This window comes from Kocuria salsicia (assembly GCF_007681555.1).
In the GTDB taxonomy this organism is placed as follows: domain Bacteria; phylum Actinomycetota; class Actinomycetes; order Actinomycetales; family Micrococcaceae; genus Kocuria; species Kocuria salsicia.
The window spans coordinates 1-13,763 of the sequence record NZ_VELE01000012.1 but is presented as its reverse complement, the minus strand read 5'-3'; the positions used below and the strand labels follow the sequence as shown (position 1 = coordinate 13,763).

At 69.3% G+C, this 13,763-nt stretch carries 16 protein-coding genes and 1 pseudogene; 4 read left to right on the top strand and 13 right to left on the bottom strand.

Going from position 1 to position 13,763, the window contains the following annotated elements; genetic code table 11:
• Nucleotides 1-80 precede the first annotated feature (80 nt).
• From FS770_RS12510 to FS770_RS12500, 3 genes and pseudogenes are all read left to right on the top strand, one after another.
• Nucleotides 81-722 (top strand): methyltransferase family protein, encoded by a 642-nt coding sequence (locus FS770_RS12510; RefSeq protein ID WP_019311260.1) that lies wholly within the window; start codon nt 81-83, stop codon nt 720-722.
• A gap of 191 nt (nt 723-913) precedes the next feature.
• Nucleotides 914-2,194: pseudogene (locus tag FS770_RS12505) on the top strand (Nramp family divalent metal transporter).
• Nucleotides 2,195-2,238: 44 nt separating this feature from the next.
• Nucleotides 2,239-2,934, top strand: a complete 696-nt coding sequence (locus FS770_RS12500; protein ID WP_019311257.1) for a metal-dependent transcriptional regulator — start codon at nt 2,239-2,241, stop codon at nt 2,932-2,934.
• 39 nt (nt 2,935-2,973) lie between these two features.
• Here FS770_RS12500 and FS770_RS12495 read toward each other — a convergent pair whose 3' ends face one another.
• Nucleotides 2,974-3,522, bottom strand: coding sequence for a DUF3093 domain-containing protein (locus FS770_RS12495; RefSeq protein ID WP_029603688.1), 549 nt, complete (start codon nt 3,520-3,522; stop codon nt 2,974-2,976).
• Between the two features lie 346 nt (nt 3,523-3,868).
• Nucleotides 3,869-4,018: a hypothetical protein gene (locus FS770_RS12490; protein ID WP_159450063.1), complete on the bottom strand. Its 150-nt coding sequence runs from the start codon at nt 4,016-4,018 to the stop codon at nt 3,869-3,871.
• 191 nt (nt 4,019-4,209) lie between these two features.
• On the opposite strand from FS770_RS12490, the gene FS770_RS12485 reads away from it, so the two are divergent.
• Nucleotides 4,210-5,360, top strand: a protein-coding gene (locus FS770_RS12485) for an IS3-like element ISPfr10 family transposase (protein WP_097776160.1) whose coding sequence is annotated in 2 segments (ribosomal slippage) — nt 4,210-4,480 and nt 4,480-5,360 — 1,152 coding nt in all. Because the reading frame shifts where the segments join, the coding sequence is not laid out codon by codon here.
• Between the two features lie 59 nt (nt 5,361-5,419).
• Here FS770_RS12485 and FS770_RS12480 read toward each other — a convergent pair.
• From FS770_RS12480 to FS770_RS12435, 11 genes are all read right to left on the bottom strand, one after another.
• Nucleotides 5,420-5,992, bottom strand: coding sequence for a hypothetical protein (locus FS770_RS12480; RefSeq protein ID WP_145012413.1), 573 nt, complete (start codon nt 5,990-5,992; stop codon nt 5,420-5,422).
• Nucleotides 5,993-6,012: 20 nt separating this feature from the next.
• Nucleotides 6,013-6,792, bottom strand: coding sequence for a hypothetical protein (locus tag FS770_RS12475; protein WP_145012411.1), 780 nt, complete (start codon nt 6,790-6,792; stop codon nt 6,013-6,015).
• Between the two features lie 299 nt (nt 6,793-7,091).
• Nucleotides 7,092-7,223 (bottom strand): hypothetical protein, encoded by a 132-nt coding sequence (locus FS770_RS14230; protein ID WP_260856910.1) that lies wholly within the window; start codon nt 7,221-7,223, stop codon nt 7,092-7,094.
• Nucleotides 7,224-7,319: 96 nt separating this feature from the next.
• Nucleotides 7,320-7,784 carry a type II toxin-antitoxin system HicA family toxin gene (locus FS770_RS12470; RefSeq protein WP_145012408.1) on the bottom strand — a complete coding sequence of 155 codons (465 nt, stop codon included), beginning with the start codon at nt 7,782-7,784 and terminating at the stop codon, nt 7,320-7,322.
• A gap of 137 nt (nt 7,785-7,921) precedes the next feature.
• Complete coding sequence (locus FS770_RS12465) at nt 7,922-8,173, bottom strand: hypothetical protein (protein ID WP_145012405.1); 252 nt, start codon at nt 8,171-8,173, stop codon at nt 7,922-7,924.
• 400 nt (nt 8,174-8,573) lie between these two features.
• Complete coding sequence (locus FS770_RS12460; protein ID WP_145012402.1) at nt 8,574-9,251, bottom strand: hypothetical protein; 678 nt, start codon at nt 9,249-9,251, stop codon at nt 8,574-8,576.
• A 579-nt stretch (nt 9,252-9,830) separates the two neighbouring features.
• The gene (locus tag FS770_RS12455; protein ID WP_145007825.1) at nt 9,831-10,112 is read right to left on the bottom strand and encodes a hypothetical protein; all 282 of its coding nucleotides are present in this window, start codon (nt 10,110-10,112) and stop codon (nt 9,831-9,833) included.
• Nucleotides 10,113-10,307: 195 nt separating this feature from the next.
• A complete protein-coding gene (locus FS770_RS12450; RefSeq protein ID WP_145012399.1) occupies nt 10,308-10,682 on the bottom strand; it encodes a DUF3846 domain-containing protein in 375 nt (124 codons plus the stop codon).
• 297 nt (nt 10,683-10,979) lie between these two features.
• Nucleotides 10,980-11,687, bottom strand: a complete 708-nt coding sequence (locus FS770_RS12445; protein WP_186366788.1) for a DNA polymerase III subunit beta family protein — start codon at nt 11,685-11,687, stop codon at nt 10,980-10,982.
• A 170-nt stretch (nt 11,688-11,857) separates the two neighbouring features.
• A complete protein-coding gene (locus FS770_RS12440) occupies nt 11,858-12,481 on the bottom strand; it encodes a hypothetical protein (protein ID WP_145007819.1) in 624 nt (207 codons plus the stop codon).
• A gap of 103 nt (nt 12,482-12,584) precedes the next feature.
• A complete protein-coding gene (locus tag FS770_RS12435) occupies nt 12,585-13,199 on the bottom strand; it encodes a hypothetical protein (protein WP_145012391.1) in 615 nt (204 codons plus the stop codon).
• Nucleotides 13,200-13,763: the final 564 nt, after the last annotated feature.

Below are 13,763 nucleotides of genomic sequence, written 5' to 3'. Positions count from 1 at the left end.
GGGTGGCCTGCTGGCACTCCTCGGGCGCACCAGCGGGTCACCCGGGGCGTGCTGCGTTTGCCGGATCGAGGAGGACCGTGATGATGTCGGAAGTGGCCCCGGCTCTGGCGCTGGGCCTGTACCTGGCCGGCCTGGTGACCGCCTTCGGTGTGCGGTCGTGGATCCACCGGCGCCGCACCGGCTCCAGCGGCTTCCGCGGGGTGAGCGGGGCGCCCGGCTCGCCCGAGTGGTGGGGCGGGATCCTGTTCGCGGCCGCCCTGGTTCTCGGTGCGGCCGGGCCCGTCCTGGCCCTCACCGGCACCGTGGCCGCACCCCGGCTCCCGCAAGCACTGTCCTGGGCCGGGGCGGTCGTCACCGTGGTGGGTTTCCTCGGTGTACTAGCCGCCCAGGCCGGCATGGGCGCCTCCTGGCGGGTGGGTGTCGACGCCACCGAACGCACCGAGCTGGTCACCACCGGGGCTTTCGCCGTGGTCCGCAACCCGATTTTCACCGCGATGCTCACCACCCTGGCCGGCCTGACCCTCCTGGTGCCCACCGTGGTCACTGCAGCGGCGTGGCTGTGCTTGCTGGTGGCCGTGGAGCTGCAGGTCCGTCTCGTCGAAGAGCCCTACCTGCTGAGCACCCACCGACAGGCCTACGCCTCCTACGCCGCTCATGTCGGCCGGTTCATGCCCGGTCTCGGCCGACTCCGCCCCGCACCCCTGGGCGAGCTGACCCCCTGAACCCAGGACCCCACCACTGGCCGACAGTTCCCCCACCCCAGGAGACCAGCACCGTCCGGAGTTCCATGCCCCTGTGATCGGCTGTCGAGGCGCCCAGCCCCTCCTGCGCGCGCACGTTTGGGGGCATGACCAAGCCCTCGAGGCCGGGCCCCCATTCCCCGCGCCGGAAAGTTCGTATAGCTTAACTTTCTATGAGGACCGGGACCGGGCGCACCGGCTCAACAGGTGTTGCCGCCACTTCCCCAGGAGAGCGGTGGGTGCGCCGCCAACCGCTGCCCTGGTTGTTGGGTCCAGCCTTCGTGGCCGCGGTCGCCTACGTGGACCCGGGCAACGTCGCGGCGAACCTCACCGCCGGCGCCCAGTACGGGTACCTGTTGGTGTGAGTGCTGGTGGCCGCCAATGCCATGGCGGTACTCATCCAGTACCTCTCGGCGAAGGTCGGGCTGGTCACCGGATCGAGCCTGCCCGAGTTGCTGGGCGACCGATTGCCCCGGGGCTGGCGGCTGGCCTACTGGGTCCAGGCCGAGCTGGTGGCCGCGGCCACTGACCTGGCCGAGGTAATCGGCGGGGCGATCGCCCTGCACATCCTCTTCGGGATCCCGCTGCTGGCCGGGGGCGTGATCGTCGGGGTGATCTCGATGCTGCTGCTGGTCCTGCAGACCCGCCGGGGCCCTCGGTTTTTCGAGTTCGTCGTGACCGGCCTACTGGCGATCGTCACCGCCGGTTTCGTCACCGGCCTGTTCTTCGGCCCCGTGTCGTGGGACGAGGCCGTCGCCGGGATCGTCCCACGGTTCGAGGGCACCCCGACGGTCCTGCTGGCCGCGAGCATGCTCGGGGCCACGGTGATGCCCCACGCCATCTACGCCCACTCCGCCCTGGCGCGGGACCGCCACGGGCACTCGGTGCCCGCCGAGGCCCTGCCGCGGCTGCTGACCGCCACCCGGTGGGACGTGCTGCTGTCCCTGCTCGTGGCCGGGTCGGTGAACATCGCGATGCTGCTTTTGGCCGCGGGCAATCTCGCCGGGGTGCCCGGCACCGACAGCATCGAAGGAGCCCATGCGGCGATCACCGCCGCCCTGGGCCCGGCCGTCGGGGTCGCCTTCGGCATCGGGTTGCTGGCCTCCGGTCTGGCCTCGACCTCGGTGGGCTCCTACGCCGGATCAGCGATCATGGGCGGGTTGCTGCACGTGCGCATCCCGGTGTTCACCCGCCGGCTGATCACCCTGATCCCGGCCCTGGTCATCATCGCCGTCGGGGTGGACCCGACCTGGGCGCTGGTGCTGTCCCAGGTGCTGCTGAGCCTGGGCATCCCTTTCGCCCTGATCCCGTTGGTGCGACTGAGCAGCAACCGGGATCTGATGGGCGCCTTCGTGAACAAGGTGGCCTTGACTGTCGCCGCCTGGGTGGTCGTGGCCCTGATCGTGTCGTTGAATCTGGCGCTGATCATCCTGACCGCCACCGGGGCCGATTGAGTGGGCCCGGCAGCTCCGGCGCGGCACTCGGTAGCGTGGATCCCATGGACTTGAGTGAGATCACCCCGGTCGCCCAGGACTATCTCAAGGCGATCTGGTCGGCCACCGAATGGGGCGACCCGCCGATCACCACCACAGCCCTGGCGGCGCGGATGGGGACCTCCGCCCCCAACGTCACCGACACCGTCAAGCGACTGGCCGCCCAGGGGCTCGTCGAGTACCAGCCCTACAAACCCGTCACCCTCACCCCGCAGGGGCGCGCGTACGCGGTCGCGATGGTGCGCCGGCACCGACTGCTGGAGACCTTCCTCGTCACCACCCTGGGGTATCCGTGGGAGGAGGTCCACGACGAGGCCGAACGTCTCGAGCACGCCGTCTCCGACGCGATGATCGAGCGCATCGACGCCCAGCTGGGACAGCCTACGGCCGATCCGCACGGGGACCCGATCCCCACCGCGCAGGGACGCACCCGCCGCCCACTCAACACCACCCGGCTCACCAGGGCGAGGCCGGGACGATACGAGATCGTTCGTCTCTCTGATGCCGACCCGCAACTCCTGACCCGGTTCCGCGCCTGCGGCCTCGTGCCGGGCGGGCCTTTTCGTGTCATCGCCCAGGGAGCCAGCGGAACCACCGGTGTACCGGGGAACCAGCACACCGCGATCGATCTGGCCCCGGTGGAAGCCGAGGCCATCTGGGTGACACCCATCACCATCCTCAATACTCTCCGGAGCCTCTGAGAGCTGGTCACCGGACGAGCCCCTCACAGGACGCCGGTCTCAGCCGGCGGAGAGGATCTCGACGATGCGCTCCGGGTGACGGGTCGAGGTCAACCAATAAGGGGTGGGATCCACGGGATCGGTGATCTGGATGCGGACCACCGGGCCCACGGAGACGCGGAAGTTCATGTAGGCGCGGGCGTCAAGCTCGGGGCCCCGCACCCGTTGCACGGCGCCGCCGCGAAACGCTTCGGCCTCGCCCACAAACCGACGCTCGATACGGGCCCGCCCCACCTGCAACGACTCCCCGGTGATCACGATCCCGGTGCTCGAAACAATCAACGCCACCGCAGTGCCGCCGGCGACCACGGCCCCGACGGCCGTCCCGGCCCACATGTTGATCGGGGCCAGGGCAATGAAACCCACCAGGCCCGCGAAGAGCACGAGCAACCACATCCACCACGCGGCCGACAACCGTTCCTCGTACAGGACCGCCCCAGGGGCGGCCTTCGCGGGAAGGTTTTCGGCCCCAGGTTCGGCCGGGGAGGATCCCTGGGCGCTGCGGGACTCATCGGGTGGGCAGACGCCGGGGGACGCAGGATGGGACATGCTGCAACCCTCTCATGACAGCGCCCCCGCGGACCTTCTGGTCCGTGATCCCGGGGAGCAGATCCCGTCCGATCTGGGGTTTCTGGTTCGGCCCGATCACTGCCCCACCCAGAAATGACTTTGTGATGGGCGACAAGTGAGGAGTGTTCATCGATACCCGGCACTTCGGGAGCCCCCGTCGAGGACCTGGAGGCCACGGTTCTGCTGCCCAAGAATTGCATCCAGTGGTGCAAGAGCAATGCTGCGGGGTGCTGTCACCAGCCACGACAGCGTGCGGATGGGGCCCTCACCGATGTTATGTGGGTGAGGGCCAGCCACAAGCTGGATGGCCCCCACCAAAGCGCGATCAGTGCCCGAGGCCGGTCTTGTGGCTCACGTCCTTGTACCAGTCCGACCAGCCGTGACCGTCCCAGTAGCGGTACTTGACCACGTGGTACACCTTCTTGTCCTGGTGGTGATTGAAGTGGCGCCACTGCCCCCCCGCCCCAGGTTTCACCGCCGTGGTGGTTGAAGCTGTACTGGTAGTAGTCACTGCCGTGCTCGTGAGAATTCCCGTACTTGTCCTCGGCGTAGTAGTACTGCTTCACCTGCACCTTGGTGTAGCTGGGCTGACCCCGTTTTTTAGGTCCGGTGGTTCTGGGAGTCGTCCTGTCGCCCGTGGTTACGGGCAGGGAGACTGGTCAGATCATGTCGAACAGCAGGAAGCGTCACACCCCGGAGCAGGTCGTCCGCAAGCTCGGGCAGGCCGACAGGATGCTCGCCGACGGCAGCGACATCGCCGCGGTGTGTCGGGAGCTTGGGATATCCGAGCAGACGTATTACCGGTGGCGGAACCAGTACGGCGGACTGAAGGCCGACGACGCGAAGCGCCTCAGGGAGCTGGAGAAGCAGAACGCCACGCTCAAGCGGTTGCTGGCCGAAGCGGAGCTGGAGAAGGCCGCGCTCAAGGAGCTGGCCGAGGGAAACTTCTAGGCCCGGGCAGGCGCCGCGCCGCCGTCTCGCACCTGATCAGGACACTGCAGGTGAGCGAGCGGATGGCGTGCCGTCTGGCCGGGCTGAGCAGGTCCGCGTACCGTCGCCCGCTCAAGGGCGACACGGTCGCCGACCCTGATCGCGCGTTGCGAGACTGGCTGCGCGCGTGGGCGAAGAAGCATCCCCGCTACGGGTACCGGCGGGCGTATCACGACGCCCGGGGTGAGGGCTGGGCGGTCAACCACAAGAAGATCCAACGCCTCTGGCGAGCCGAAGGCCTCCGCGTCCCGCAGCGGCGACGCCGCAAGCGTGTCGGATCCTCGACCGTCGACGCCCCGGCGGCAGTCGCACCGAACCTCGTATGGGCGGTGGACTTCCAGTTCGACGCCGACGAGCGGGGCTGCCCGATCAAGATCTGCTCCATCGTCGACGAGCACACCCGCGAATGCATCGGCGGGCTCGTGGAGCGGTCGATCACCGCCGACCGGCTCACCGCCCACCTCGAAGAGCTCGTCGCCGTCCGCGGTGCACCGGGTGTGCTCCGCAGCGACAACGGGCCCGAGTTCATCAGCGACGCGATGGCCGACTGGGCGGGTACCCGCACCGGCCTGTTCTACATTCCGCCCGGCTCGCCCTGGCACAACGGATACGTCGAATCGTTCAACAGCCGCCTCCGCGACGAGTGCCTCAACATCAACAGCTTCTACTCACTGCTGCACGCCCAGGTCGTGATCGGCGACTGGAAGACCGAGTACAACCATCAGCGTCGGCACTCATCGCTCGGCTACCTACCCCCGGCCGAGTACGCTCGGCAGTGCACCCATCAAATCGAAACCGACGACTCACAGAGCGACCGGACCGAATGAAGGGGGCGGCCCAGGGGCAGGTGCGGCGTACTAGATCGCAGGTGATGAGTCCCTTATCGTTATTTGCTGACAAACCGGGCTTGCACGGCTGTGTTCTCCCCCCGCGCAGTAGCCCTCAATTCCAGTGGGGGCTCCTGTGGGGAGAGGGGGCGCTGATCCCACTGGGATATGAATTGGCGGGCAGCGCTGCCCGTGCCCGGTCCGTAGAGAGCAAGGGTGCGCCAGGATCGGTGCCGGCGCGCCTGGGTCATCAGCTGGCCCAGGCCGGGGGCGGTCATCGGGCGTAGGCCGGTGAGTTTGTTGGTCAACCCCATCTCCGCATTGGTCCGCTTCTCTGTCGGGGGCTGCGCCTCGTAGCGCTGGAGCATTCGGGCTGCCACGTCCCGGCGCTTGTCCAGCCGCGGCACGCGCTCGAGCAACCCCGCTGCCTCTTCTGCGGTGATCGGGGTGTAGGTGCCGCCCTCATCGCCGAAGAGAAAGTCGTTCTCCAGCTGCGTAGCCCGATGCCACAGACCTGTGTTGGGCACCCACTCCCACAGAACCTCTGCCTCGGAGTCATCGGCAACGATCACGGCGGTCTCGGGAGGCTGGCCCGGGAAGTGTGCCCGATAGAACGTGATCATCGAAACCATCTACTTTCCTTTAATAGAAACTAACTATAACGCTTTTTGCTGACAGTAACACCCAGCCGATCGCTCAAGGTGTCCAAGTTCGCAGGGGCCTGCAACTGTCGGTAGAGCTCCTTGCCCTCCCGGTTAGCGGCCAGGCGCTCCGCTCGCGAGCGCGAGGTGTCGCGGGAGACTTCGTAGAGCAGGTGGGACTGGTCTTTGATCTGCTGGGAGGTCTCGGAGTGGATCTGCAGTTCTGCGATCTGGTCGTCTGCGTGCTGCACGAGTAGGTGCACGCCCTTGTAGGAGTTGCCCTCGAGGTAGGACTGTTCGGCCTCGATCACGTCCCAGCCGTTGGCGCGCAAGGTCTGGACGGTGGTCACAGTGGTGACGGTGATCTGGTCGTGGTCCTCGCACACTGCGGTGTAGCGGGTGGTGTCGGTGATGGTCGCCGCCGCGTCCTCGGCGGCGAGGTGTGTGCCGGTGCGTTCCGCGCGTTCCTGCTTGGTGTTGATCTTCCGCGCCAGAGACGCGGGGGATTTGAGGCGGAAGGCGGTGCCGTACAGGTGTCCGCCGGCTGCTTGGGCTGCGGTGTCCATGTCGGTGAAGGTGCGCGCATCCGCGGCGGAGGCTTCCTCGATCGTCTTTACGGCGGCACAGGCCGTTTCCTGGGGGTGGTTCTCCCAGACTTCGGTGAGATCCGATTCGGCCCACTCGAGGTCAGGAGCCCCGGGGGTGTGGGGCGCGAGGTCGTGAGCGGTGAGTTTGGCCAGGCGCCGGGCGTCGGAGCACCGGCGCCCACCATCGGCTACGGATCGACACATGGGCCTAGAGTATGTGTCCCCTACACAATTTTCGTGACAAATCCGCGCGCAAGATCCTGTTCGCCGCCGCCGGGGTGAGCAGCTGGGAGGGGTTCGAGCGCCGGGAGCTCACAGACCACCGACTGACCCCAGCACGACAGACCGCACCCCCGACCGCGAGCGCCGATGGCGTCTCGTGGCCGGGGGTGCTGCCGTAGGTCACCGGCGCCGGCGCCCTGGGGGTGGTGGCTCAGTCGCCGGGGGCGCGGCCCCCGGTGGGGGGGCTGCTGGGTCTTGGCAGTCCCCCACTGGGTGGTGGGTTAGTCGGTGGTTGCGGTGTTGTCGTCTTCTTCGGTGGTGAGGGTGATGCGGCGGGTCTGGGCGATGATCACGCCGGTGCGGGTGGCGATGGTGGGGCCGTCGGTGATCTCTTCGTGGATTTTCTGGCTCATGGTGTCGTGTCCTCTCGCTCGGGGTATGGGGCCTGTGCCCCGCTAACAAGTACAACAATACACAACAATTATTATTCTGTCTACCGGCGGGCCGGATCAGTCGCGGGGGGCGTGGCGCAGGTCGATGCCGAACGTGCGGCGGATCTGGGAGACGGTGTTCAGCGCCCTCCGGTGATCACTGGGGGAGGAGGGGATGACCACCACGGCCCCGGGGTGATCGGGGTGGGTCACCCGCCGGTGGCGGCTGGTGTCGGTGGTGATCTGGAACCCGTGGTCGGTGAGCAGTCGCAGGAACTCCCGGCGCCCGCTGGGGATCGTGCGCGCCGGACGGGCCGTGCGCCCCCGCCGTGCGGGCCGTGCTGGCGCTCGCGGCGGGTCACAGGCGGGTGCGGGCTGCGGGGTGCGGGGGTAGACGGCGAGCACGGTGGCCCCGTCCTCGGCCACCACCACCTCCAGGGAGGCCCCGGCGTAGATGGTGGCCCCGCGGTAGCCCGGGCGGGTGTGCTGGGGCTCGGCCACGATGCCCGCCACGGCCTGGCGGGTCACACCGTGGGCGCGCATCCACCTTGCGGTGGACGCCACGATGCCCGGACCGCGAGCGCCGCCGGTCTCCTGGTCACCGGGAGTGCCGGTGGGAAACCGGACTCGCCGCCCCACAAGCGAGGGCCCCGGGTGGTGACCCGGGGCCCTCGTGGGTCCTAGACCCAGGTGGGGCGGATCCCCGCCTCTCCGAAGTCCTTCAGTCGGGCGGAGATCCTGTCGATCGTCTGCCGGGCGTCCCGGACCTCCTCGGGGCTGGGGGCGCCGTTCCTGTTGAACATGTTCATGTGCGTGCGCAGGATCACGCGGCAGTTGTCGTACACCTCGTTGAGTGCCCCCAGGTGCATCTTCCCGATCTCGCTCACACTGAGATTCAAGTTGCCGTCGTACTCGCGGAACGTTCGTTCCATGGTGTGCTCCTCTATGTAGTTGCCAATGGGGCCTCATGCCCCGCTAACAAAAACAACAATACAGTACAGATTAAAGGTGTGCAAGTCGGCTACATGGGCGGGGCACAGCCCGGCGCGTGACCGGGCCCGGTGGCCCCTCGATCCCCACGGTGCCGCGCCTGCGCACTGCGAGCGCCGGGGCGGTGCCCGCTCACCGGGGCCCGGGCCGGTCACGGTGGCGGGGTGCCCGTCGGCGCTGCGGGGGGCTACTCACCGCGAGCGCCCACGCCCCGCGCGTGCGGGGCGCACGGGGGTGTGTGGGGTGCTGGGGTGGGGTGCTCGCGGGGGCCTGCCGGTGCCCCTGTGGGGGCCTCCCCGGGCCCGTGAGGGCCCTCATGGGCCCGGGGAGGGGGTGGGCCGGTCAGGCCCGGATGACCTGCACCCGGGTGCCCACGGCGGGGGCCGCGTCGGGCATCACGCGCGGGATGGTGTCCCACACCGTCTCGGTCTTCACCCTGGGCACTTCCACGGCGGTGACCCGCTCGGCGGTGTCCTGGTCCATCAGGTGCCCGGCGGTCTCAGCGGCGCGCAGGGTCTCCACGGCCTGGGAGACGGTCACGGCCCATTCCCGTTCTTGGCGCTCCATGTCGTAGGGCATCGGGGACCAGCAGGCCCCGAATGCTTCCATCAGTCCGTCCACCCCGGTCACGGTGGTCAGGTCGCCGTTCTCGCTGGGCCCGATCAGGAACCCGAACGTGTAGCCCTCGGGGGTGAGGTTCACCAGGAACGTGCCGTTGTTGTTGTCGCACTCGGTGGCGGCGGCGGTGGAAACGTCGTCGTAGAGGCTGACCCCGGAGGCCTCGGCGGTCGCACGGTTCACCCCGTAGACGGCGGCCACGCCCTCGGCCACCTCGGAGGTGGGCCGGTAGTAGTGGCCAGCGGTCACGGCCTCCAGGTGCTCCACCACCTGCGCGGCGCAGATCACCATGTTCGGGCCGTAGCGCCAGTGGTGGTGACGGCCGATCCGGTGGCGGCGGGGCCCGCCGAACGCTGTGGGGTCAGTCTCGGCGGTGATGAAAAGCTGGGTGCGCTGGGCCATGGTGTTCCTCCTGGGGAGTCGGTGTCCGGGGCCGTGTGCCCCGCTAACAAAAACAACAATACACACAAAGTAAAACGCGTGCAAGTCCGGCTCAGCATCATCCGTGATCACCCCCAGGCCACGCACACACGGGGGTACTGCGAGCGCCGGAGGTCTCGGGGTCGGGTGGATCACGCGCGGGCCGTGCCTGGGGTGACCGCGCTCGCCGCACGCGGGCGCGCGGGCTCAACGGCGGGGCGGGGAAGCGCGCGCCCCCGGCGGGCGCTCGCGGTGGTAGTCCCCGGCGTGTGCCGCCCGTGGCCGTGCCTGCCTGTGGTGGGGGAGCGCCCGCGTGGAGTCCCCGGGGGTGTCCGCGCGGTCCCTGGCGGCCTGGCAGGGCGCGGGGCGCTGTCTGGCGCTGCTGGGGCCCCGCGCCGGAGCGTGGGGAGTGTGCGCGGGGTGCTCACCGCGAGCGCCGCCGGTCTCGGGGTGCGGGTGGATCACGGGCGGGCCATTGGTGAGCTGTCCGCGCGCGCCGCGCTGTTGCCTCCCGGGCGCGCGGGCTCCCGCCCCCTCCCGGCGCGGGGGGCGGGGGTGGGGTTACAGGGTGCGCGGGCCGTAGAGGTCGAAGCCTCCCAGGTTGGTGCGGAAGTAGTTGGCCTCCCGCAGTGCCTCGGCCACGGTCTCGCGGGAGAGGCCGGGGAACTCGGCCCGCTGGTTGGGGCCCGCGGGGCCGCTGTAGCGCAGCACCACCGTCTCGGGCCACTCCTTCCCGGAGTGCTCCACGTAGTTAGTCAGGATCCAACTCTCGTTGTCGGTGTGGTGGGTCCGGTGAGTGGCCAGAACCTGGGCCAGCTGCTCGCGCTGCGTGGTGGTGTCCATGGTGCCCTCCTGGGGTCTAGGGATCCGGGGCCGTCTGCCCCGCTAACAAAAACAACAATACACTATCAACTAAGCGCGTGCAATATAGGGACTGCGAGCGCCGCTGGGGCCGGGGTGTCCGCGCTCGCGGTGGGTGGCCCAGGTGGACTGCGAGCGCCGCCGGGGCCGGGGTGGACCCGGCGGCACGCGCGGGGGTTAGCGCTGGTAGGTCAGCGCGATTTTGATTTCCTGGACTTGCAGGGGGGTCAGCCCCTGGTTGTCGCCGTCCTCGTCGGGTCCGCCCAGGATCAGCACGTCCCCGGCGATGCAGTCTCCCGGGATCAGGTGCGCGCCCAGGGCGCGGGCCACCCAGGTGGCTCGCTCGTTGACGGGCAGGCTCATCACCTTGCCTTCCTCGTTGAGGTACATGTCCGCGCCCAGCCGGGTCAGGGTCACCACCTCCACATAGCCGCCCACGGTCGTTTGCAGGGCGTTCAGCAGCCGGGAGGCGTCGAGCTCGCGCACCTCGTGGGCGGTGTCGGGGTCGGCAGGGATGAACAGGCCGGTCTTGGTGGTGGTCGTCGTGGTCATGGTGCCCTCCTGGGGTCTAGGGATCCGGGGCCGTCTGCCCCGCTAACAAAAACAACAATACACTACGGTTTGAACGGGTGCAACATGGGGACCGCGAGCGCCCCAGCGGGCCCGGGGCGCTCGCGGTGGCCCTCGGTGCGTGCGGTGGGCCCGTGCCCGGTCGCGCCGATATGCGTCCCTTTCCCGCTTTTCCTGGCAGTGAGCCGCCCCGGGCGGGCCCGTCGGTAGCGGGCCCACCCGGGGCGGCGATGTGCTGGCCACGGGGGAGCGGGCGCGGGGCCCGCCCCCCGTGGGGGATCAGGCGGAGGCCAGGGCCTTAGCGGTCTCAGTCGCCCGCTCCAGGGCCTCCACGGCGCTGGAGTGGTTGGCGTCCCCCTCGGGGTGGCGCACCCCCATCAGCAGGGCCCAGAAGTCCGTGCCCGGGAACGTGGCGATCAGCTGGAAGCTCCCGGACCCGGCGGGGATCTGGTGCATCCGCAACGGGGTGTTGGTGGGGATCCCCGCCGCCCGGCGCACCTTGGCGAAGTCGCCCAGGTAGTCCACGTTGTACTGCGTGGAAACCTCCACGGCCTTGCCCTCGGCCACCGCGCCCAGGGCCTTGACCATCAGCGCGCCCACGCGGGGGTACTCCGCGTCCATGGCCGGGTAGGACAGTCGCGCGGCGGCGGTGGAGACCACCACCTCCTCGGCGCTCACCTCCACCCGTGCCCGCTCGTGCGACTTGGAGAAGCCCAGGCGCTTGAAGTCATCGGCGGCGCTGGCCGGGAGCGTGAACACGGTCGCGGCCTCCCCCTCCTCGGGGGACTGCTCCAGGGCCACCTCGCGGGAGTCCATGAACAGCCGGTAGCGGTCGGTGGCCACACCCGTGACGCGCTCGCCGTCCACGGTGAGCTGGACCTCCTCCAGTACCGGCAGGTTGGCGTTCGCCTTGGCGGTGGCCAGCTTGAGGCCCGCCATCAGGGAGTGTAGCTGCGTGCAGGCGATGGAGTAGATGGTGGTGTTCATGGGAACCCTCCTTGGGTCGTGCGTCCGGGGCCCTGTGCCCCGCTGACAAAAACAACAATACATATCAAACAAAACAGGCGCAACCCCTGGGGCCGGCGAACATGCCGGCGCCCCGGCGAATCGGCCTGTGACTAGGCCAAACACACCGGGGCGCTCGCGGTGGGCGGTGCCTACCGCACGGGGTCAACGGTCAGGTTCTCCAGCATCAAAGTCACCTCCTGGCCCACGCTGGTGGTGTGCACGCGGCAATCCGCGTCCACCCGCGCGCGGTGCAACTCCGCGCGGGTGGGCCGCTGGGGATCGGCGAACAACTCCGCCGCCGTGGCACTGTCCACCTCCACGGTCTCCCGGGTGCGCTCGGTGGTCACCACCTCGAACTCGTACACGCGCGGGTAGGGGTAGACGAACGTGCCATCCGGTGACGGGTCCCAGCTATGGCCCGCCCCGTCCAACACCACCCAGCGGAACGCTTCCCCGCAATCGCAGTAGCGCCACTGGATATGCGGGGGCTGCCCACTGGCACCGGTGGCCACCACGTGCGGGGCCAATTCCCGGAACACCTGCCACAACTGGCCGAACATGTACCCATCGGGCTGACAGAAACGCGGGGTCACGGCGTACACCCCCGGCGCGTAGGGCGTGGCCTCGTAGCCCGCCGCCGCGAGTCCACGGGCCACGTACACCTCCGGGGCCACGTCATCCGGGTGGGCCAGCCACCGGGCCAACACCTGGCGCACGGCGGGGGTATCGGCCACGGTCAGCGTGGACTCCTCCACGCGGGGATCCTCACACATAGGGAAAGCTCCTTACGGTCTCAGGTGGGGCCGTGTGCCCCTCGAATAGCCCCCAGTGCCCCCATGGGGGCACTGGGGGTGCGATAGGCGCTCAGACGGGCGCTCAGGACGTTTTCAGGCTGACCGACTCCGGTTCCACCTCGGCGGTCTCCGCGCTCACCTCGTCGTCGTCCCAGGCGTTGACCACTCGCCGCGCCCGCTCCAGGTCTTCGGCGCTCGGGTCCAGCGGATCGGGCATCAGGTCTTGTGCCTGCCTGCGGCTCAGATACAGGCGCTCGCGGCGCACGGTGGTGTAGCGCACGTTGTACTCGTACCCGTACTCATCCGGGCCCGTCACCGGCTCGGAGGACTCGCAGAACACACCGGCGACCACCCGCCAGGTGTGCCGGTAGCCGTCATCGGCCACTGCCTGCCACTCCATCCGCGGGGCGTGATCGTCCAGGCCCTGACTGGGAAGGTGCGGGGCCAGCATGGTCAGTAGGCGGCGCATCGACCCCAGCTGCTCTTCGGTGGGCCGCTCAGTAGCGGGCCCCAGGTGGTACATGCCGCCCTGCAAGACCTCCACCGTGAAGCCGTGACTCTGGATCATCCGCTCCACCATCGTGGCCTCAGGGAACCGCTCGCCGCGCTGGCACAGGGGGAGCAGCGCCGCGCGCACCCCTGGGGTGTCCACGACCGTCATCGTGGAATCCGCGAACCGCACATCAGTAGGGAACATCGTGACCTCCATGGTCGGGTGGAGGGGCCGTCTGCCCCGGTAACAAAAACAACAATACAGAACGGATGTACAGGGTCAAGCCGCAGCCACCGCGCGGGGTTGTGGGGGTTTTAGGGGTTATGGAGGGCGCCGGAGAATCCCGATTTTGCGCGGTAGTAGCGGGGGGTTACGGGGGTTTTTGGGGTTATTGGCCCCTGAAAAGTGCTCGCGGGCGGGTGGCCCGGTGTCGTGGGCCCCTCACCCGCCCCCGGGGGTGCCCCCCGGGGCCCCCGCCCGGGGCACCGGCCCCCCGCCCCCGGGGGTGCCCCCGGCCCGGCCCGCCTGCCCCCGGGGGGGTGCCCCGGGGTGGTGTGTGCGGTTGTGCGGGGTTGGGGGTTGCTGGGGTGGGTGAGTGGCCTGCGGGCTTGACCCGGGCCCTCTTAGGCCCGTCTGTGCCCTCTACGACAGGTGCCCTCACCCGTGGGGCCCAGCCGCGCACCCGCTCGCCGCGTCAGCGGCGCAGCGCGCGACAGCGCGCAAGGCCCCGCCAGGGGCCGCTCCGAGCAGGCGCGTCAGCGCCTAGCC